The following is a 21,735-nucleotide window of genomic DNA, read 5'->3' as shown; positions in this document are numbered from 1 at the left end:
GATGGTGGATAAAATATTATTGAATATAGATAACGCCAAACCTTCATTTGAAGAGAGCGCGTTGCCTTATGTGCCATACAATTTAAAATTGCGGGCAGGCGAATGTATCATTGTTGAAACGGGCAGTATGGAGTTATCAACTGCTTTAGCAGATTTATGTAGTGGTATTGTCAAGTTAGATGAAGGAAGTGTCAAATTTGAGGGGATGGAATGGTCTTCTCTGAATGAGCCAAGATTATCTGCCTTAAGGGGAAGAATAGGTCGTATATTTCAACAGGGTGGTTGGGTTGATATGTATCCTGTCGCAATCAATATCTTGATGCCAATGTTGCATCATTCCTCTTCAGCTATCGATAAATTGACCAAGCAGGCTTTGACACTATGTCGAATTTTTGGTTTGCCTGGTCTTCCCATGGATACGCCTCGCCATATGATGCCGGTAGATTTACATAGGGCTGCATGTGTGAGGGCCTTGTTGGGAAACCCTGATCTAATTTTATTGGAGCACCCTTTTGAAGGATTTTCAGAAGATTTGTTATTCCCACTGTTTGAAATGTTGAATACGGCACAAAATAAAGGGGCCGGTGTTATTTGCTTTACACAACAGTTTTCTTTGTGGAATTATTATAGGGAACGGGTGACGCATTGGATGCGGTTGCAGGAAAAAGGGTTAACATTGGAAAATCAATAAGAATATTTATCCTTAATTGCATGAATGATACGGTTATAAAATAAAATGTTTAACAGCAAACGATACACAAAAGCGCGACAGTTATTTCAGCTAAGATATGCTAATGAGTGGACAGGTGGTCTTGTTCTTTTATGCTTATTGGCATTTATTGGTGCAATTATTGAAGCTGGTGTATTACGGGACTGGCTTACCCCTGCGGCACAACTGAATATTATCCTGCCACAAACAGGTGTTGACAATCTATCGGTTGGAGATGATGTGGAGGTATTCGGTATTAATGCGGGGACCATACAAAAAATCAATGTCAATTCTGATGGTGGTTTAACAGCAATAGCAATGCTGGATCCCCAGATCAGAACTTTTATCAGACGAGATAGTACAGTCACCATCAAACGTAAATTTGCCGTAGCAGGTGCCGCTTTTGTTTCTATAACAAGAGGGTATAGTACGCCGCTAAATTGGCGTTATGCTGTTTTGTCGGCGAAGACAGAGCCTAATCCTGCAGACCAGATTTCACAAATGGTATTGCAAATTCATAAACGTATTGTTCCAATTATGGATAGTGCAAAAAATATGATGGCTTCACTTGAAATGACAGTTGAGGGAATTCAACAGGGGCGTGGAACAGTCGGTCGTTTGGTTAATAATGATGAATTAATCAGAAGAGCTGAAAATATGGTTCAAACAATCAACAATGTTATTGAACAATTGAAACCGATTGAAAATAATATTAATCATGTTGTTAAAAATTCTGATAAGGTCATGGTTAATTTCAAAAAAGTTTCCAGAGATTTAAGCAAGGCTTCACCTTCTTTGAAACCGATAGCTAAAAATGTTCAAGATGCAACGGCAGAGTTGCCGGATATGATGATTCAATTGCAATCAACAATGGGTGATCTACAACGATTGATTATACAACTGAAAAGTATGTGGATATTGGGTGGAAATGGAAAAGCGCCTCATAAAACAAAACGTCTACATGCAAGAGAGGTAAGACCATGATAGGAAATTTAGGAAAGATTCCGTTTTGTCTTACAGGTTTTCTATTTCTGGCAGCATGCGGCGTTACACAAAATGATCCACCTAGAGATGAGCCTTTGCAACGAACTATGGACGTTGCCAAACAGGGAGTATTTTATAATCGGTTAAAACAGGCTGAAATAAATTATCTAAAATCATATCAATTTGCTTTAACCCGTGATGATCAGAATGATATTGAGAATGCAGGTTATAATTTGGCTGTTGTTCAGTTGGATATGAATAATAAGCAGAAGGCTTATGAAACTGTTCAGGCTGTCCGTAACGAATTATATATTAGAGACGAAAAAAATAGTCCTCAACTGGATTTAGTTGAAGCAGCCATTTTATACCGGTTGCATCGTCAAGACGAGGCTTTGAGACTTTTACAAAATGCGGTACAAACGTCGCAAGATGATATACGGGAACGGGCTTATTTTTTCATAGGATTGATTGCTAACGATCAAAATAATATTTCCCTGTTGGTTAAAGCTTCTCAAAAGCTTGATCAATTAATTCTAAAAGATAAAAATGCAAGAAAAGAGGATAGTTGGAAAGCGGATCAAGGTGAATTGCATGCATTGTTGAATTATAGAAATGGGAAATATGATGATGCTATTACCACGTCAAGATTTGTAGAGGTAAGCCGTCGTCAACAAATTGAATATAGAGCAATGGTTAGGGCGCTTGTTATTCAGGCTATGGCTTATGAATCAAAAGGTGATCGGATTCAGGCAGCCAATTTATATATAAGGGCTGGCAAAAGTGCCCGATTTTTAAAAGAATATACAGATGCCAAGAATTATTTGTATAAAGCTGTTGCATTACAGGCTGATCAAATAACTAATAATTTGGCATCTCATGAATTATCAACTGTGAGACAAGAAGAATTTAAAATGAAAGAAAATTCTTTAGATAAAAATTAATGGCAATAATAATAATTTTATTTAAGAAATAGAGCTAAAATCGCTAAATATAGCCAACCAAAAATAAGAAGAGTACCTCCAATTGGTGCTATGGGTAAAAATGGATGAAAACCGGTGAAACTGATGTAAAAGACACCTGAGCAAAACAAAGTTAACCCTAGAATAAATATACATCCGATTAGAAAAAAATGTAAATTCAGTTTCCATATTTTTTGTAATATGGAAACTGATATCAAGGCTAATCCGTGAATGAATAATATATTATCCGCTATTCGACTCATATTTCTGCCATCATTAATGAAATATTGATCTGGTAAATGGGAGGTGAGGGAAGAAAATATAACTGCCAGTAAACAGTAAAGTGCCCCGAAGGCGAGAGAAATATTAATAAATAAAAATTTTCTTTGGAATTCCATTTTTCACCTTATTTATACGATTTAAAGAGTTGAAAAAAAACTATTTATGAATTAAGTATAAAAAAATAATATAAAGATTTAAGATGGCAAAGAGGTTAAAAGAATAAAAAAAAAATTGTGTATTATTAATTATAAAACAAAATTATATTAAAAGTATTTTATAAATATTGCAAAATATATTAATTTTTTAGGCAATACTAAATAAAAACGTGTAAGTCAAAAAATAACAATTAAGTTTATTAATTCATTGTAAATAGCGAAATAAACTTGAATATTTGTTTAAAAAATCGAAAATATTAATTTTTCTAGAGATTTATCTCTAGAATTTATCACTTAATAACCAATATAAACCAATAAAAATATTTATACTTAATAATAAGCATGATTTTTAAAGTGGGAATTTTTTTTAATGAGAACTGATAATAAAGAAGAAAAATTTTCGAATATAACTGATATAGATGCTGTTAAAAGGGCGTTGGAAAGTATAGGGGATTCTACAAATAAAAAGATAGTGAAAGAAAAAGGAAATGATAATTTTCCTAAAAGACGGTTTATCAGGGATCAAGGAGTAATTGTTAAAAAACAGAATTCAGAAAAATTTTCTAGAAAAACATATTTTCAAGATTTTTCTGTTGATGATAAACTGTCAAAATATAACCGAAAATTATCGATAACAAACGAAAAAGATGAAAATAATTTCAAAACCATTCTTAAACATGTTGAAATACTTGTCGAGAAAATGACATTGATGCAAAAACAAGTCGAGAATTTGGAAAAATTGAATATTCAACTTTCAGAACAATTCAAGAGTGTGACATCCAGTTTTAATAAACCAAATGAAATTGAGACTGTTGAGATTATGGAAGATGATGATATTGTTGATGAATTGGGTCAAAAACCGGTCAAATGGTGGATTAGAAAGCTTGACTAATGTCCAAACTGATTGTTAAACATTATGAAAATTTATGGAAAGGACATTTTAAACTTGATAGAGCAGAAGCTGTTCAGAAATATTCGGATGGTAATGAAAAGTCTATCAAGCGTGAAATATTAAGAGTAAATGACAGTGTTGCGGTTTTATTATTTCGTCATGATAATGGAAACATTATTTTAACTTCACAATGGCGGGCACCTGTTCTTGCAAGAGGTGACGATAATAATCCGGTTATAGAAGTATGTGCGGGTAACATAGATTCATCAGATTATGATCCCTTAAAAAAAAATCCATTGGAAGCGGCTTATCAAGCTGCTTACCGAGAGGTAAAAGAAGAGACAGGTTGGCATATAAATCAGTTGTATCATTTATTTTCCTTGTATAGTTCGCCAGGAATCACAACAGAAAAATTATATTATTTTATCGCTTCCGTGGATAAGCAAGATCAAAAAGGTGGTGGATTACGACAGGAAGGCGAAAATATTGAAATATTGGAAATGAAATTGACGTTGGCCTTTGAATGGATCAAAGAAAATAAAATTGTTGATTTGAAAACGGTATTTTTGTTACAATATTTCGGTAATAATATTAATCTATTTATATAAGACTAAATATTTATATGTAATTCAAATAATCTTTTGGCTGAAAAATCAATATAATTATATCAGTCTGTATCATGTTTGTAGAAAAAAAGTCGTGCAGACGAAAGATTTTATATTTACTTGTCTATACGGTTATATTGTTTTTAATTGTAATTAGTGCTGATTTTAACTAGTATTTACTCGTTTATAAATTTAAAACGTGTAAAGATAATTTGTAACAGAAGAATAAGGAATAAGTCGTGGTATTTCGTCGGGATCTTTTGCGTACTACAGCAGGAGCCTCCTTGGTTGGAATAGTTGGTGGAATAACAAATATTTCCCCAGTATCTCTTGCAAGGGCAGATGAACATAATTCTGTGGATCAGGGAAAACCATTTGATCAAACTACGGTAAGACAATTGGCAAAATCAATGGCGCAACGTGCGTATAAGGCACCAGATGATCATTTGCCAGATGTGATTGACAAACTAGATTTTGATGGATTTAGGGGAATTGAATTCCGCCATGAAAGAGCTTTATGGAATAATGAAAATTTAAATTTTTCTGTTGAATTCTTTCCGAGAGGTTTTTTATATCGACCACGTATAGATATTTACGAGGTAATTGATGGGGTTTCCAAGCCTGTTCAATATCATTCTGACATGTTTTCCTATGCGGATCCTAAACACAAAATTGATCAGGATTTGGGATTTTCTGGTCTGAAACTGATGACCAAACTCAATCAATCGGAAACAATGGAAGAATTTGCAGTATTTTTAGGTGCATCCTATTTCAGGGCGATAGCCAAAGGTCAACAATATGGTTTGTCTGCGCGTGGTTTTGCAAAGGGAACCGCGGATCCACAAGGAGAGGAATTTCCTCTATTTCGGGCGTTCTGGATTGTCAAGCCTAAAAACGGCATTGAATCGTTGGTTATATATGCATTGCTGGACAGCCCTTCATTAACCGGGGCATATTGCTTTACAATTCGTCCAGGTAACATGACAATATTCGATGTTGAAACCCATATCTATCCCCGTAAATTAATTTCTAATGGCGGAATTGCCCCCTTGACTGGCATGTTTTATTTTGATGCCAATGATCGTAATCACATTGATGATTGGCGTCCTGCCGCCCATGACAGTGAGGGTCTTCTTATATGGACGGGTGCAGGACAACAAATATGGAGACCTTTAACCAATCCAGTTGATTTACAATATTCTGTTTTTGTTGATAACGCGTTAAAGGGTTTTGGCCTAATTCAACGTAAACATGCCTTTAGCCAGTATGAAGATCTGTCTTTGCATTATGAATTAAGACCAACCGCCTGGGTTGAACCCGTGGGTGAATGGCAAGCGGGTAGTGTCAATTTGGTTGAAATACCTTCCCCCAGTGAAGTCAATGATAATATTGTGGCATTCTGGCGTCCCAAAGAAGTTTTTAGAGAAGGAAAAGAATATTCCTTTACTTACCGTTTATATTGGGGATGGGATAATCCATGGACAACATCCTTATCTCGTATTGCTGCAACCAGAATAGGGGCAGTTGTGGATAAACCGGATGTAAGATTTATTTGTATAGATTTTTTTGATGGGCCATTGAACGGCTATTCATCGGACAAACAATTGCATGTCAATGTATCCTCTTCCACGGGTCAAATTAGCAATATAAGCATGTATTCAGATACAAATTTGCATAAATGGAGAACGACTTTTGAGTTTGATCCTAAAGGGGCCAAAATGGCTGAATTGAAATGTGTTTTAATGGATGGGGATCAACCAATTTCCGAACAATGGACCTATCGTTGGACACCGTAACATATTTGTGAAATTTATTGTTTAATAACCCAAGCATGAAAAGCTTGGGATTTTTTTTAGGTAGGTATAAGAAACGGTTATTATTTTCAAAAATCATTTATCCATGTATGAGTAAATTGATTTTATAATCAACTTCTTGGATGCAATTGTTTCCAGTCTATTGAAATATTTATATTTGTAAGTTAGGCTTCGGGTATTTTAAATAGGAGAAAAAAATACTTATGGTTGAATTAAAGGTCAATAATCATTGTCATCTGCAAAATGATTTGAATGAAATCAAATTCCAGGACTTAACAGCTGACAAATTTGAATTTGCTGCCCTTCCTCCAGAATCTCCTATTGAAATGCCTGTGCAAAATTTATTTTCAAGGCCAAATATTTATAATCGTTCTAAAAGAATGAAAACTGAACCAAAGACAATTTTCTTTAGAAGATTGTTTGTTTTTTTATTATCTTTTTTATTAACGGCGTACGCCTCCTACGAAATGAATCTAGTGTTTAACAGCACAGGCATGAATTCCCTTGGCGTTATTATTCTGATTATTTTTACAGTATTGTTTTTATGGATTGCCTTTTCCTTTGTTTCATCACTTGGAGGATTTTTTGAGCAATTGAAACAAAAGGGAGGTCTTTCGCTAAATATCGATCCCAAAGCACAAATTCCTAATTTGCGTAATAAGACAGCAGTGCTAATGCCTACCTACAACGAGGATCCACATCGTGTTTTGGCTGGTTTGAAAGCAATCTTTAACAGTCTTCAAGCGACTGGTCAGGGTGATCACTTTGATTATTTCATTTTATCGGACACTACCGATCCGGATGTATGGGTTGAGGAAGAGGCAACTTATTTACGCCTGATTGAAGAAACAAAGGGTCTAAATAAGATTTTTTATCGACGCCGTTTTGAAAATACCGATCGTAAGGCTGGAAATTTGGGGGAATGGGTTCGACGTTTTGGTGGGGCCTATGAACATATGTTGACTCTTGATGCGGATAGCCTGATGGAAGGGGACACGATAGTAAGAATCTGTGCAGCCATGGAAGAAAACCCAGAAGTTGGATTGATTCAAACTTTACCGGTTATTGTCAATGGCACAACGTTGTTTGCGCGGTTGCAACAATTTGCCGGACGGGTTTATGGTCCTACTATCGCTTATGGTTTAGCATGGTGGCACGGGTCAGAAAGTAATTATTGGGGACATAATGCGATCATACGGATCAAGGCTTTTGCCGAGCAGGCTGGATTGCCCCATCTTCCGGCAGTGAGAAAACCTTTTGGTGGCATGATCATGAGTCATGATTTTGTTGAGGCGGCTTTGATGAGAAGGGGGAGATGGGCCATTCATATGGTTCCTGCATTACAGGGTTCCTATGAGGAAAGTCCGCCTTCCTTGACTGATATTGCTATCCGTGATCGTCGTTGGTGTCAGGGGAATTTGCAGCATGCCATGATAATTCCAACAAAAAAGTTAAGCTGGATAAGTCGTATACATATGATAACAGGTATTGGAGCGTATGTAATGTCACCATTGTGGCTGTTATTTTTGCTTGCGGGTATTCTGGTATCACTACAGGCTTTATTCATGAAACCGGAATATTTCAGTACAACGGATCGCGTATTATTTCCTCACTGGCCCCAGGTTGATCCAGTCCAGGCTGAATATGTTTTTATTTTAACTATGCTTGTTTTGTTGGCCCCTAAATTTTTAGCGTGGATTGCCCTTTTGGCCAATCCTTTTTTAAGAAAAGGATGCGGTGGAGAAATCAAGGCTTTGTTCTCCATTGTTATTGAAACGCTTGTTGGTGGATTGATTGCACCTGTTGCGATGTTGATTCAAACCGCGGCGGTAGCGTCAATATTGTTGGGATATGATTCAGGATGGAATGCCCAACGTAGAGACGTCGGTTATATTCCTTTAAAAGATGTTATCCGGGATTATTGGCCACATACAGTTATTGGTATTTTAATGGGTGCAGCTGCCTGGGCAGTTTCTTTTTCTTTATTTTTATGGATGACACCTGTATTGCTGGGATTATTATTGGCAATTCCTCTAGTATGGATGACTTCAAGTCAGAAAATTGGAATTTTATGTCGAAAATTGGGTTTGCTAATAATTCCTGAAGAAGTTAATCCGCCAAATATTTTGCGACTTGATAAAAAAGAAAAAGAAAAAATTGCGAATTTGGAAGTTAAAAATGCCTTTCACAATTTAGATAACAGTAAGCTAATTCAATTTCATTTGGCTCAGCTCCCTCAGGAACGGAATAAAGGGGAAGCTATTAATGCAAATGAATTGGTAAGTATTGTTAAAATTGAGGAGGCAGACAATCGTCAGCAACTTTTGGAGAATTTAACAAAAGCGGAAAAATCGGCTGTACTAGCTTGTAAAAAAGCTCTCATCAAATTTTTTAAAGTGCCATTATAAAGATTATAAAAAATGAGATAAAATCTTTAGAGATTGTCTTACTTCTATGCTAGGAAGTAAGACTTAAAATAAATCATATAATTTTTTATAGTTTTTCATTTTTAAAAATTAATTCAGAATGTAATATTGTTGAATAATCAACGGTTTAGTTAAATTGATTAGATAATGATTATTATATAATATTTAATATTTGTTTTTCAAAAACAATAAATGTTTTTGTTTTTATCTCTATTGTTCGATAAACGCATGTTTTTTTCCAATTCAAAAATTTTTTCTGTCAGAATTTCACTGGATTGATTTGTTTTTTTTCCTTTTTTGGTTAGAATTACAAATTCTACGTTATTGGCTTTATGAGAATAACGCTGGCTGCTGACACGATAACGTTTATAAATTTTTGCAAAAATTGATACACGGCCAATTGTACAGTTTTGGCGTATCATTTCCTCCAAAGGTATAAAACCATCTGTACTATAGCTAGTCATTATCCATTGTGTAGGTAGAGTCTGAAGAAGTGTATTATAAGCATCACTTGCCTGTTTGCGAATGGTATAAGCACTTTTTCGGTCTTTTCTCCAATCCTTACGAATTGCAGATTTATCCCGGCAGGAAATTTTGTTGGATATATTAGGCTTGTCCCACAAGGTAATACTGTTCAGGACATGATAATTGGATCCGTATGGATGCTGGTTATAGGGTGGATCTAAATAGGCAATTGAGTAATCGGGTAAATTCATATTTTGTAATTTTTCAGCAAGAAGTTGCGCATCCATCTGAAAAATTAAATTTTCCTGATGATTGTTAAAAAATTGTATAGGTTGTAGCTTTAAATCTCCCGCAATACGATAAAGGGCGGTTTTTGTTTGTCCGCCCCATCCCTTATGAAAGCCTTTGAAAACGCCACTTGTATTTGCATGATAACACGCACAATAAAGTAGTGGAGCAAGCAGGCAGGCAAATTGAATTTCGCTAAGTTTATTTTTTTGTTCCCATTCGAATATTTTTTCACGTATTGCATCAATTTTTAAACCGTTTTTTCGCATGTAAAAAAGCCGGTCTTTGGATAAATCATATTGGTCATCATTTTCAGGACATAAATGAGAGGTTACCCAATTTTGTATCGGTGGCAGATTATTTAGATACAGCAAAATATCTTCATAGGATTGTTCATTGAAGAATTTGGGAGAAGATTGTATCTGTATTGAAGCAATATTGAGGATTCGGCTATAAGGTTCCCAATCATTGGAAAATACGCGATAGCCTATTTTTTTTGCAAGGCGGCTGACTACGCCGCTGCCTGAAAATAAATCTATAAACAATCCATTTTTTGGCGAACCATTAGTTTTGGACAGACCGAGATGAATTAAATCCAATAATTTTCGTTTATTCCCTATATAGGGTATAAGTTGATTAAATAAAAAGTTATCAGTTTGATAAGCTGAATGTTTTTCTTTATTCCACTGCATTTAGTATATTAAACTTGTATGGTTTACTTGTCACGATCATGAAGGAAGAGAAATAACAAAATTATCACAGAGTAAATTTGATCAAAAAATTTGTTTTTTATGGAAAATATTACATTTTATAATGACGTAAATTCATTACGTTTGTAACCTTGAATAAATAAAGCGGATAGTAATGAGGTATGCTGAATTTTATTTATAATTTTTTCAGCAACAATCGGTTTGGGATAAAAACCGATACCTAATCCTGCAGAACTCAACATGGGCAGGTCGTTGGCACCATCGCCAATTGCCATTGTTTCATCATTGGACAAGGAAAGTTCTTTTGTAAGGCGTTGAAGATGATTCAATTTAGCTTCTTTTCCAAGAATTGGAGGAATAACCTTTCCATCAAGCATATTATTCTGAAAACTTAATTGATTTGCATGATTTTCATCAAATTGACAAATCTGGCTTACTTTTTCGGTAAAATAGGTGAATCCTCCGGAAATTAAAGCTGTATGCGCATAATGGTTTTTCATTGTAGCTACAAGAATTTTTGCCCCTTCATTGAGTTTTGTTTTATTCCAGGTTTTTTCCAAAAAATTTATAGAAACGTTTTTCAACAAGACGATTCTTTCTTTTAGGGCTGTTTCAAAATCAAGCTCACCATTCATGGCACGTTCGGTTATTGCAGAAATGCGATCGCCAATTCCTGCTTCGGCAGCCAGGTCATCAAGTGTTTCATTTTTCACGATAGTACTGTCCATATCAGCTATTAAAAGCCTTTTTTTTCTGTGCGTGGAACAGGTTATAAAAAAATCTGCCTCATCAATATCCAGCGATTTTTTAATATCTTGATAAAGTGCCAGAGCTCCGGTTAGATTATTAATGGAAGCTGGAGCGATAAAATCTATCGCTTCTTCATGAGAAAGCCATTGATAATTCAGATATGAGAATTTCTGTCTAACTCGATCTATAATTGATTGATTAAGCAATGAGGGTGGTGTTACCAAAGTAAAAATAAAGGACATAAAATTATCCGTGATAAGATTGGGGCTTTAACATAATGAATTCAGATCAATTTGATTTTGGTTAACTTTTAATGATATTTCTCATAAAAACAAGAACTTCTGAAATTTAATTATATAAAGCGGTTTTCAGGGAATTGTTTTATAACTAATTAGTGATTCAATTATTATGAATAAACCAAAACATGGATTATGCTTATGGAACAGGCGGTGCTTCAATCACGGTCTTTAAATAATGAATTGCGGCAGGGAAAAAAAAATTGGGCGGTTATTGTTGCCGGTCCAACATGTTCAGGTAAATCTTTCCTCGCTTTACAGCTTGCACAAAGTTTAAATGGATCAATTATCAATGCGGATGCAATGCAATGTTATACTGATTTACGTATCATAACTGCTCGTCCCTCTTTTGAGGATGAAAAACGAGTTCCACATTATTTATATGGGGTGTTGCCTTGGTATGAAACGGGTAATGTTGGTTGGTGGCGACAACAGGCACTTAATCAGTTGCAGAAAATATGGGAAAATCACAAATTGCCTGTATTATGTGGTGGAACAGGCATGTATTTTCATTCCTTAATTCATGGTATTGCCATGATACCTGAACCGGATCCGTCAATAAGGAAACAGGCACGTCAGTTGGTCAATGATGGAAAACTGGCAGATTTATATAATGAATTGGTCAAAGAAGATCCTGAATCGGTCGAGGAATTAAAATCTAATGATTCTCAAAGAATTGCTCGAGCATGGGAAGTCTGGAAATCAAGTGGGAAAGGATTGAGATATTGGCAAAAACATGCGCATTTACCTGGTGCAGATTGTAATTTTATTGTTATTCGCCTTGCACCTGAGCGTTCTGTTTTACGTCAAGCCGTAGCTAATCGTTTTGGATTGATGATTGATGAAGGTGCACTGGAAGAGGTTAAACTTTATGCGGAAAAAAAACCGTCTTTGTCATGTCCTTTGTCCAGAGCTCATGGAGTTCCAGAGTTCATGGCTTATCTTAATAACAGGATTTCTATTAACGAGGCCGTTGAACAGGCTGTAAAGAATACGCAACGATACATTAAGCGTCAGGAAACATGGTTTTCACATCGAATTTTAGCTCCAGTACAGCAAACTTGTATTTTTAATTCAAGAATAGACAAAAACACGCAATATTTGCAAAGAATTATTAAAAAATCTGAACTTTTTATTAATAGTTTTATTGACGAATAATCATTTATTGATTAGGGTAATTTCAATAATAATTTATAAGATAAGATTAAACTGCAAATCATTTTATTTGGTTTAAATTTATAATTCTATTAATACCAAGGATTAATTGAAAATGACAGAGGCTATGCAAAAGAACGGTAATAATGCTCTTAAAGAAAAAAAAAATTATGATATGACTGGAGCAGAAGTTCTTTTACAGGTACTCGTTGATCAGGGTGTGGATATTATTTTTGGATATCCGGGTGGGGCTGTTCTGCCCATTTATGATGTTTTATTCAAGCAAAAGAAAATTCGCCATATTCTAACACGCCATGAACAGGCTGCCGTGCATGCCGCAGAAGCCTATGCCCGTTCAACGGGAAAGGTAGGTGTTGTTTTGGTTACCAGTGGACCGGGCGCAACCAATACCGTTACTGGGTTGGTGGATGCCTTAATGGACTCCGTTCCCATTGTTTGTATCAGTGGACAGGTCTTCAGAAGTTTGATTGGTAATGACGCTTTTCAAGAAGCGGACACGGTTGGGATTACTAGGGCCGCGACTAAATTTAATTATCTGGTTAAGGACACGGAAAAATTGGCTCAGAAATTGCATGAGGCATTTTATATAGCCAAAACAGGTAGGCCCGGACCTGTTCTTGTCGATATTCCTAAAGATATCACTTTAGAAAAAGCACCCTATATTAAGAAAAACAAAGTCGAACCTTATCCATCTTATAGACCGGTTACTGAACCCGATGAAAATCAGGTTGTAAAAGCGGTAGATGCAATGAAAAAGGCAAAGCGTCCCTTATTCTATATAGGAGGTGGGGTTATTAATGCTGGAAAAAAGGCATGTGAATCGTTAAAGAAATTGGTTAACTTAACCGATTTTCCGTGTACTGCTACGTTAATGGGTCTTGGTGCATTTCCCGGTTCAGACAAGCATTTTCTCGGCATGTTAGGAATGCATGGAACTTATGAAGCAAATATGGCCACCCATGATTGTGATGTCTTGATTGCTTTGGGTGCGCGATTTGATGACCGTGTTACAGGCAATGTAAAACATTTCTCACCGAATTCCATTAAAATACATGCTGATATTGACCCTTCTCAAATTAACAAGATTGTAATTGTTGACATACCTATTGTCGGGGACGTGGCCAAAACGATCGAATTGATGATCAAGCTATGGGACAAAAGGGAAGATCAGAAAAAAGATTTGAAAAACTGGTGGAAACAAATTGAAGCATGGCAGTCAATAGAGTGCCTGAAATATGATCAGGATAAATCAAAGGGCAGTATTGTAAAGCCCCAGCATGCCATTCGTTCGCTTTACAAAGCGGTTAAAAAAAGAAAAAAAGAGGCATATGTAACAACAGAAGTCGGTCAGCACCAAATGTGGGCAGCTCAATATTATGTTTTTGATCAGCCTAATCATTTCATGACATCTGGTGGATTGGGAACCATGGGGTATGGATTACCGGCTTCTGTAGGAACACAAATTGCGCATCCCGAGGATCTTGTTATAGATATTGCGGGCGAGGCCTCTACCATGATGAACATTCAGGAACTGGCCACAATCAAACAATATCGTCTGCCAGTGAAGATTTTTATCTTGAATAACCATTATATGGGTATGGTGCGACAGTGGCAGGAATTGGTTCATGGTGGACGCTATTCTGAAAGTTACAGTGAAAGTCTGCCTGATTTCGTCAAATTGGCGGAAAGTTTTGGCATTAAGGGATTGAGAATAGAAACGATTGATGACCTGGATAATGTCATTGATGAAATGCTTGATGAGCCGGGACCAGTGTTGGTTGATGTTTGTGTTCAGCAAGAGGAAAATTGTTTTCCAATGATTCCAGCGGGTGCACCCCACAATCAGATGATATTGGGACCAAATAAAAAATAAGGCTTGGCATTTTTTATTTTATTTTAATGTTGGGAATAAAAATGGGCAATCAACGTAATAATGTATCGTTATCTGAAGTCATCGAAGATAAAGATAATTTTGTTAAAGCTGTTTTTTCTTTGATTGTTGAAAATGAAAGTGGTGTTCTGTCCCGTGTTATAGGTCTGCTGTCGGGACGCGGGTATAATATTGAAAGTCTTACTGTCGCGCCTGTAAATAAGGATGAAAAGAAATCCAGAATCAATATTCTGACTTCTGGCACTCCCATGGTGATTGATCAAATCAAAGAGCAGTTAAGTAGGCAGGTTCCTGTCTATCATGTTGTTAATTTATGTGAACAGAGTTCATATGTTGCACGCGAATTAGCATTAATTAAGGTTGTTTCCAAAGGAAATGAAAGAACAGAAGCGTTAAATTTGGCTGGTGCATTCCGGGCACAGGTTGTTGATGCAAGTATTGATTCCCTTGTGTTTGAACTGACTGGTAAAACTGAAAAAATAAATGCTTTTGTGGATTTATTACGTCCATTGGGTTTGGTAGAATTGTCCAGAACAGGTATTGCCGCCATTGGACGTGGTTGTCATACAATTTATTAAATTCAAAATTTGTAAGGATTATTAAGATGCGTGTTTATTATGATCGTGACGCAGATGTTAATTTGATCAAGAATAAAAAAGTTGCTGTATTAGGCTATGGCAGTCAGGGTCATGCCCATGCAAACAATATGAAAGATAGTGGGGTAAAAGATATTGTAATTGGTCTTCGTCCAGGTTCCAAAAGTGCACAAAAAGCAGAAATGGCTGGTTTAAAGGTTATGAGTGTGGCAGATGCTGCCGCCTGGGCTGACGTTGTTATGATTTTGACTCCAGATGAAGCACAAGGGGATTTATATCGTGAAGAACTGGAAAAAAATCTTAAGCAAGGAGCCGCAATTGCCTTTGCACATGGTTTAGCCATTCATTTCAAGATTATTGAACCTCGTCCTGATCTGGATGTTTTCATGATTGCTCCAAAAGGTCCAGGCCACACTGTTCGTTCAGAATATCAGCGTGGTGGAGGGGTTCCATGTTTGGTTGCCGTTCACCAGAATCCTTCAGGTAATGCCCTAGAGATTGCGCTTTCTTATGCCGCCGCAATAGGTGGTGGCCGTTCTGGCGTTATTGAAACAACCTTTCGTGAGGAATGTGAAACAGATCTTTTTGGTGAACAGGCGGTATTATGTGGTGGATTGGTAGACTTGATCCGAAATGGGTTTGAAACGCTTGTTGAAGCAGGCTATGCACCTGAAATGGCATATTTTGAGTGTCTTCATGAGGTTAAGTTGATTGTTGACCTTATTTATGAGGGAGGGTTTGCCAATATGAACTATTCAATTTCAAATACAGCGGAATATGGAGAATATGTTTCAGGTCCTCGGGTTATTACAGAAGAATCTCGTAACGCCATGCGGAATATTTTAAAAGATATTCAGGATGGAACCTTTGTTAATAAATTTATGACTGATAATAAGGTTGGACAAATAAGTTTAAAAGCACGTCGCCAGCAATTGAACAATCATCCAATTGAACAGGTTGGTGGAAAATTACGTGAAATGATGCCATGGATTACAAAAAACCGTTTGGTTGATAAAAGTAAAAACTAGTTTTTTAAATTTTTTCGTTTTAATAAAGCTATGATTTAATAAAATCATAGCTTTTTTTTGTGTAAAAAGTAAAAAGATTACCAGCTTATTGAACGATCCAGCTGTTTGTTCAAAGCATTAGTTTTATCAAGGATATTAGCAATGAATTGATCTTTTTCACTCGCTTTGAAATAATTGAAAATATCCTGTATTGTATTGAGTGCTGTATATCCCCGGTTATTCTTAAACAACTTTTCAGCATGGTCATACATACCCTGCGCAATTAGTCGTTTGATATTGATATTTTGATCGTCAATATAAAAATTAATCAGTTGATCATATGTTTGTTTAATTTCAATACCTTTATGTAACATAATTTGAAGCTTTGCTTTTTTTAAAATTGCATCGGCACCATTATAGCGGGTTTTTGGATTATTTTTATGATGGGCAACAGCGATAAATTCTGTATAAGTTGTAAGAGCTTGATCATATTGCTGTGAATTGATTTGAAGTTCGGCCTTGGTTAGATAGGCATTGCTGATTTCATAATATAATTTCTCGTCTTGAGTATCTTTATAAAGTTTTATTACGTCGGTTAAATATTGCAAGGCGAATTTGCTCTGTTTCTGTTTTTCCAAAATAATGCTTTTATTGATATATGCCTTGATAATTATGTCATTCAGGTCATTTTGTTCTGAATCATGAACTGATTTATATTTGTTCAAGATCTGGTCGTAGACAGAAGAGGCCTGGTTCAAGCGGTTAAGATCAGTGAGGATATTGGCTTTGGTAAGCAGTGCCATAGCGACGATCTTCCTGATTTTTGGGTTGGTGAATTGTGAAAAATCATCATGAATTTGGTTGCATAGAACCAACGCTGTATCTGTATCATGTTTACTGTTTAAAATCTGCGTTTTACCTAACAGGGCAATGGATTTGTAATATGGCAAATCTTCATCTTTGTTTGTAGAGGCATTGATTTTTGCCAGAATTTCATCATAGGTTTTTAATGCGGCGTTTTGTGGATCATTGCCAAATAAATCTTTTTGATTTTCAGGAATGTGAACTACGCGATGAAGTATTTCGGCTCGATATAACAAATTTTGCAAAAGAAATTTTTTGATCTGAGGATTGGGATCATCATGATATAACCGAATAAATGCATTGCTGTTATAAAGTGCTATTCCCCATTCTTTACGGTCAAGACGGTTTTTGGTTCTGGCCATAATGGATCGGGCAGTGATTAACCGAAGGGTTGGATCTTTGTCTTTGACAAATTTTTCTACAATTGATGAATGGATGTTGAGGGCTGTATCATGATGCCCAGTTTCGTTCAGAATTACAGTTTCATTATACATAACCTGAGCAATCATGCGCTTAATATCAATTTTCTGATCAGATCCATATGTGGAAACCAAATATGAAAAGGCTAGCATGGCTTCATCATATTGTTTTTGTTGAAGTAAGAGGTTACCTTGGTTAAACCGCGCTTTTGCCACATCATACCGTATTTTTTTATTGTTGCTGCCCATGTAGAGGTTGCTGAGTTGTTCATAGGTAATGATGGCTCCTTCAATATCATGAAGATTGGTAAGGATTTCGGCTTTTTTTAATAAACCCTTGGCTACAATTTTCTGAATTGTCTTATTGTGACGATTACCGTAATATTCTGACAGAAAACTAAAGTCCCCCATAGCCTGTAATGGTTTGTTATTTTTCAGATATAAATATCCAGATTGCAAGGCTGCATCCGCATGATTTTCGCTTTGCACTTCATAGCGATAATATATTCCAATACCAACACATGTTAAGAAAATGAAAGCATATAAAATTATTTTTTTACGCATGAATATTACTTTACCCTTAATTTAAAATATTTGGGGATAATCCTGACTATTTTATCGTTTTTTTTGAATAATTACACTTTAATTTAAAAATAAAATATTTTTCACTCGACAATGAAAATTCTATTTTCTGTTAGGATTATAAATTTAGGATTAACAATTATACCATAATTGTAATCTATTTATAAGATGAATAGCCAGAAATTCATAACATATTGTGTTTAATTATATATTATTTAATTTTCAGGAAAGAACATATGAAAAAAAAGAATTTGGGCAAAACAGGATTGCAAATTGATATTATAGATCTTTATCAATCGAATTGGATGGATGAAAATATAGCTTATAAAGAAACGCTTTTTGCCTATGAACAACTTTTGAAAGAAGGAAAGATCCGTGCCATAGGTGTATCAAATCCCAATTTGAAACAATTGTCAAATTTCGATACAGGTTGTCCACAAAGCAGTAATTATCAATATATCAAACATTACAATCTAAATATAATCTTTACGACAATCCGCAATTTGATGATACATTACGTAATCTTGTGATCAGAAAAAATATTGGGGTAATTATTTATTATAGTCTTAATTCAGGATTTTTAACGGGGAAATATCGAAATTATAAAGATATGATCACAGTGCGAGAAATGACAAGATTGCCACATACTTGAATGATCAGGGCATGTGGATTTTGAAAAACTTTAGATAAGATTTCAGTCAATCATCATGTTAATCAGGCATTTATAGCTTTGGCATGGTCGCACGCACAAAAAGAAGTTGCCGGCCTCTATTGCAAGTGCGACAAGTATCAAGTCAACTAAAGGATTTAATTAATTTTTTAATGTTAAATCTATTACCTGCTGAATTATCTGACCTAGATCAGGCAAGTATGAAACAGTGGCAATTAAATGGTTCAAGAGATTTTCAGACTTGGATTTTACTCTAAACCTTTTTAACTGCTAAAATAATAATCATGCTGATAATACAGGCAGTTCCTAGCCAGTCTATTAAGGTAAATTTCACATTTAAAAGGAAAACAGAGAAAAAAACAGCTGATAACGGTTCCACCGTTGCTAAAATGCTACCTTTTGTGCTGCCCAATAATTTTATTCCTATAAGATAGAAAAGAAAACCAAACATTCCTCCACCAAAAATGACTATCATCAGTTCAATCCAGTTAACAACATTTAGATTTACCTCTAGATGCCAGAAAGGGTAGAAAAAATTGAGAATGATCCCGCCGATTAACATACCCCATCCCGCAATGGTTGAGGTATTATATTTTTGGAGAAGGGGGATTGGATATAATGTATAAATTACCGAACTAAGAATACTGATACCACCGTATAACAAAGCTTTTGGGGGAAGGGTGATTTCATAAATCGAACCGTTTGTAATGATACAGAATGTTCCTGTAATTGCTAAGATAATGGATAGGATAACATATAAAGAGGGAGGTTTTCTCAAATAGATAGTCAATATGACTGCAATGACGATTGGATATAAATATTGCAATATTGTTGCTGTTGCCGCATTGGAATATTTAACGGTTAAAAAGTAGCAGAGTTGTGAAACAAGAATGCCAAAAATTGAAAAATTCACCAGGTAGATAATGTCTTTTCTGTTTTTTAAGGGAAGAAAAATATTTTTCCCGTATTTGCGATAACAAAGTCCTAACAGGATTGTTCCAGGTAACCACATGCGTATCGCGATCATCCAGGCTGTATCAATATGAACGGTTTGCAAAAGATATTGTCCGATTACACCACTCAATCCCCATAGGCAGCCAGCAAGGATGGCAAAAAACATTCCTTTTGTTTGATCAGAGAATTTGAAACGGTATGGGGATTTATCCGGGGAAATTGTATTGTTCATGTTTGAATACTTCATGAAAATATTTAAGTGAATTAAATTCACTATTAAAAATATTTGGATGACTCAATAAATGGCTAAATGCTTATTTAATAAACTTTTTTGAAAAATAAAGTTTAATTTTGGTGAGATTGGTAGATTTTTCTTGAGCTTAACTTAAATAGTGTTTATATAACACACTACGTTTATGGGTTGGGCTTGGAAAATGGGCTGCCCTTCTTATGACGTAAGTTTCGATGTTAGCAATAACGTATCCAGAATTTTTAAGGAGTATGAAATGCCCAAGATCAAGACCAAGTCATCGGTCAAGAAAAGATTTAAGATCACGGCAACAGGTAAGGTGCTGGCTGGTCCAGGTAACAAACGTCACGGTTTGATTAATCGTACCCAAAAAGCAAAACGCAGCAATCGCGGGACACAGGTATTGGAACCACAGGATGGTCGTACAATTAAACAATGGGCCCCATACGGTCTGCCACGCTAAGGAGTACAAAGAACTATGGCAAGAGTTAAAAGAGGTGTTACCACACACGCCCGTCATAAAAAGGTATTGGATCAATCCAAGGGTTTTCGCGGTCGTTCGTCAACCAATTATCGCATTGCGCTTGAACGTTTGGAAAAATCTTTACAATATGCATATCGTGATCGCCGCGTTAAAAAACGAGATTTCCGTTCATTGTGGATTCAACGTATCAATGCCGCTGTTCGTGAACATGGATTGACCTATAGCCGTTTTATCAATGGTCTGAATAAGGCTGGTATCGAGCTGGATCGTAAAGTGTTATCTGCAATTGCTTATGATGATGCAGCAACCTTTGCAGAAATCGTTAAAAAGGTTCAGGCTGCACTTGCTTAACTTTTTATGAGATTAATCTGTTCATGAAAATGAATGGAATAGAGAGGGTTGTCTGATGACAGCCCTTTTTTGTTTATTGAGGGGTTAGATGGATAAGGATCTTGAAATCATAAAGCAGGAAACGCTTCATGCTTTAGATCAGGCACAGGATTTGCGTGCATGGGACAGTGTTCGGGTATCAGCGTTGGGGAAATCAGCCCCGTTGGTACAGAAATTGAAAGAATTGGGAAAGGTTGAACCTGAATTACGTAAAAAGCGTGGTCGTGTTTTAAATGAATTAAGAAATGAGCTGACCAAAGCAATTGAAATACGTAAGGCCATTCTTGAGGAAAAAGCGTTAAATGAAAAATTGAATGCGGAGGCAGTTGATGTCTCAATGCCTGTTTCTGTTGTAAAAGGTACATTGCATCCCTTGCAACGAACAATCGAAGAAATTGTTGCCATTTTTGCGGCAATGAACTTCAAGGTTGCAGAAGGGCCTAATATCGATACGGATTGGTTTAATTTTTCTGCGTTGAACATTGATGAAAACCATCCCGCGCGTGCTGATCATGATACGTTCTATCTCCCCTCCAAATCTACAGATGAACAGCAACTATTATTAAGGACTCAGACTTCAACAGTACAAATTCGCACGCTTTTGGAACAGGAACCTCCCATACGCATCATTGCACCAGGTCGTACCTATCGTGCAGATCATGACGCAACTCATTCACCGATGTTTCATCAGTGCGAGGGTATGGTTGTAGAGAAAAATATCACTTTGGGTCATTTAAAGGGATGTCTTGTAGATTTCCTTAGAGCTTTTTTTGGAATACCAAATTTACCCGTTCGTTTTCGTTCGTCCTATTTTCCGTTTACTGAACCTTCCATGGAAATCGATATCGGCTGGAACCGCAAAACTGGAGAATTGGGTGGTGGTTCGGATTGGCTTGAAATTCTCGGCGCAGGGATGATGCATCCACGTGTATTGGCAAATTGCGGTGTTGATCCTCGTGAATGGCAAGCTTTCGCTTTTGGTGTCGGTATCGAACGTCTGACGATGTTAAAATATGGAATTGCTGATTTGCGGTCATTTTATGAAGGTGATGTACGTTGGCTGCGTTATTACGGGTTTTCCCCTTTCAAATCCCCAAGCATTCATGAAGGGATATAG

20 protein-coding genes are annotated in these 21,735 nt (G+C 36.0%); 15 read left to right on the top strand and 5 right to left on the bottom strand.

Annotated features, from left to right (window positions below):
- The first annotated feature begins 1 nt into the window (after nt 1).
- Genes H3R33_RS04630 through H3R33_RS04620 form a run of 3 tightly spaced genes read left to right on the top strand, consistent with a single transcriptional unit; the run spans nt 2 to nt 2,634 of the window.
- A complete protein-coding gene (locus tag H3R33_RS04630; protein WP_198184874.1) occupies nt 2-691 on the top strand; it encodes an ABC transporter ATP-binding protein in 690 nt (229 codons plus the stop codon).
- Nucleotides 692-736: 45 nt separating this feature from the next.
- On the top strand, nt 737-1,693 hold the full coding sequence (locus H3R33_RS04625) for an MlaD family protein (protein WP_110438851.1): 957 nt from the start codon (nt 737-739) through the stop codon (nt 1,691-1,693).
- Nucleotides 1,690-2,634: a hypothetical protein gene (locus tag H3R33_RS04620; protein WP_110438852.1), complete on the top strand. Its 945-nt coding sequence runs from the start codon at nt 1,690-1,692 to the stop codon at nt 2,632-2,634. The genes H3R33_RS04625 and H3R33_RS04620 overlap by 4 nt, the downstream gene beginning before the upstream one ends.
- Before the next feature lie 17 nt (nt 2,635-2,651).
- On the opposite strand, the gene H3R33_RS04615 is transcribed toward H3R33_RS04620, so the two are convergent.
- Nucleotides 2,652-3,050 carry a DUF423 domain-containing protein gene (locus H3R33_RS04615; RefSeq protein WP_110438853.1) on the bottom strand — a complete coding sequence of 133 codons (399 nt, stop codon included), beginning with the start codon at nt 3,048-3,050 and terminating at the stop codon, nt 2,652-2,654.
- A 409-nt stretch (nt 3,051-3,459) separates the two neighbouring features.
- Here H3R33_RS04615 and H3R33_RS04610 point away from each other — a divergent pair, with 409 nt between their 5' ends.
- The 4 genes from H3R33_RS04610 to mdoH all read left to right on the top strand — a co-directional run bounded on the left by H3R33_RS04610 (nt 3,460) and on the right by mdoH (nt 8,808).
- The gene (locus H3R33_RS04610; protein ID WP_198184875.1) at nt 3,460-3,981 is read left to right on the top strand and encodes a hypothetical protein; all 522 of its coding nucleotides are present in this window, start codon (nt 3,460-3,462) and stop codon (nt 3,979-3,981) included.
- Entirely contained in the window at nt 3,981-4,589 is a 609-nt protein-coding gene (locus H3R33_RS04605; RefSeq protein WP_198184876.1) for an NUDIX domain-containing protein, read from the top strand. The genes H3R33_RS04610 and H3R33_RS04605 overlap by 1 nt, the downstream gene beginning before the upstream one ends.
- A 236-nt stretch (nt 4,590-4,825) precedes the next feature.
- Entirely contained in the window at nt 4,826-6,382 is a 1,557-nt protein-coding gene (locus H3R33_RS04600) for a glucan biosynthesis protein G (RefSeq protein WP_198184877.1), read from the top strand.
- Nucleotides 6,383-6,603: 221 nt separating this feature from the next.
- A complete protein-coding gene (gene mdoH, locus H3R33_RS04595; protein WP_198184878.1) occupies nt 6,604-8,808 on the top strand; it encodes a glucans biosynthesis glucosyltransferase MdoH in 2,205 nt (734 codons plus the stop codon).
- Between the two features lie 197 nt (nt 8,809-9,005).
- Here the strand turns inward: mdoH and H3R33_RS04590 are convergent, their stop codons facing one another.
- Together H3R33_RS04590 and serB are read right to left on the bottom strand one after the other, a co-directional pair.
- Nucleotides 9,006-10,271 (bottom strand): DNA adenine methylase, encoded by a 1,266-nt coding sequence (locus H3R33_RS04590; RefSeq protein ID WP_198184879.1) that lies wholly within the window; start codon nt 10,269-10,271, stop codon nt 9,006-9,008.
- A 116-nt stretch (nt 10,272-10,387) separates the two neighbouring features.
- Entirely contained in the window at nt 10,388-11,281 is an 894-nt protein-coding gene (serB, locus tag H3R33_RS04585; RefSeq protein WP_198184880.1) for a phosphoserine phosphatase SerB, read from the bottom strand.
- 195 nt (nt 11,282-11,476) lie between these two features.
- On the opposite strand from serB, the gene miaA reads away from it, so the two are divergent.
- The 4 genes from miaA to ilvC all read left to right on the top strand — a co-directional run bounded on the left by miaA (nt 11,477) and on the right by ilvC (nt 16,026).
- The gene (miaA, locus tag H3R33_RS04580; protein ID WP_198184881.1) at nt 11,477-12,493 is read left to right on the top strand and encodes a tRNA (adenosine(37)-N6)-dimethylallyltransferase MiaA; all 1,017 of its coding nucleotides are present in this window, start codon (nt 11,477-11,479) and stop codon (nt 12,491-12,493) included.
- A gap of 112 nt (nt 12,494-12,605) precedes the next feature.
- Nucleotides 12,606-14,384 (top strand): biosynthetic-type acetolactate synthase large subunit, encoded by a 1,779-nt coding sequence (gene ilvB, locus H3R33_RS04575; RefSeq protein ID WP_370552688.1) that lies wholly within the window; start codon nt 12,606-12,608, stop codon nt 14,382-14,384.
- A 41-nt stretch (nt 14,385-14,425) separates the two neighbouring features.
- Nucleotides 14,426-14,980: an acetolactate synthase small subunit gene (gene ilvN / locus H3R33_RS04570; protein WP_110439014.1), complete on the top strand. Its 555-nt coding sequence runs from the start codon at nt 14,426-14,428 to the stop codon at nt 14,978-14,980.
- 26 nt (nt 14,981-15,006) lie between these two features.
- Nucleotides 15,007-16,026, top strand: coding sequence for a ketol-acid reductoisomerase (gene ilvC, locus H3R33_RS04565; protein WP_198184882.1), 1,020 nt, complete (start codon nt 15,007-15,009; stop codon nt 16,024-16,026).
- A 77-nt stretch (nt 16,027-16,103) separates the two neighbouring features.
- On the opposite strand, the gene H3R33_RS04560 is transcribed toward ilvC, so the two are convergent.
- Nucleotides 16,104-17,852, bottom strand: coding sequence for a tetratricopeptide repeat protein (locus tag H3R33_RS04560; RefSeq protein WP_198184883.1), 1,749 nt, complete (start codon nt 17,850-17,852; stop codon nt 16,104-16,106).
- 254 nt (nt 17,853-18,106) lie between these two features.
- Between H3R33_RS04560 and H3R33_RS04555 the strand changes: the two genes are divergently transcribed.
- On the top strand, nt 18,107-18,400 hold the full coding sequence (locus H3R33_RS04555; protein WP_198184884.1) for an aldo/keto reductase: 294 nt from the start codon (nt 18,107-18,109) through the stop codon (nt 18,398-18,400).
- 393 nt (nt 18,401-18,793) lie between these two features.
- Here H3R33_RS04555 and H3R33_RS04545 read toward each other — a convergent pair whose 3' ends face one another.
- Nucleotides 18,794-19,726, bottom strand: a complete 933-nt coding sequence (locus tag H3R33_RS04545) for a DMT family transporter (RefSeq protein WP_110438864.1) — start codon at nt 19,724-19,726, stop codon at nt 18,794-18,796.
- 274 nt (nt 19,727-20,000) lie between these two features.
- Here H3R33_RS04545 and rpmI point away from each other — a divergent pair, with 274 nt between their 5' ends.
- The 3 genes from rpmI to pheS all read left to right on the top strand — a co-directional run bounded on the left by rpmI (nt 20,001) and on the right by pheS (nt 21,735).
- The gene (gene rpmI, locus H3R33_RS04540) at nt 20,001-20,207 is read left to right on the top strand and encodes a 50S ribosomal protein L35 (RefSeq protein WP_110438865.1); all 207 of its coding nucleotides are present in this window, start codon (nt 20,001-20,003) and stop codon (nt 20,205-20,207) included.
- A gap of 15 nt (nt 20,208-20,222) precedes the next feature.
- The gene (gene rplT / locus H3R33_RS04535; RefSeq protein WP_110438866.1) at nt 20,223-20,579 is read left to right on the top strand and encodes a 50S ribosomal protein L20; all 357 of its coding nucleotides are present in this window, start codon (nt 20,223-20,225) and stop codon (nt 20,577-20,579) included.
- Between the two features lie 88 nt (nt 20,580-20,667).
- Nucleotides 20,668-21,735, top strand: coding sequence for a phenylalanine--tRNA ligase subunit alpha (gene pheS / locus H3R33_RS04530; protein WP_198184885.1), 1,068 nt, complete (start codon nt 20,668-20,670; stop codon nt 21,733-21,735).

This window comes from Commensalibacter sp. B14384M2 (genome assembly GCF_016101865.1).
Taxonomy (GTDB): Bacteria; Pseudomonadota; Alphaproteobacteria; order Acetobacterales; family Acetobacteraceae; genus Commensalibacter; species Commensalibacter melissae.
The sequence above is the reverse complement of the archived record's forward strand: the minus strand, read 5'-3'. Positions and strand labels throughout refer to the sequence as shown.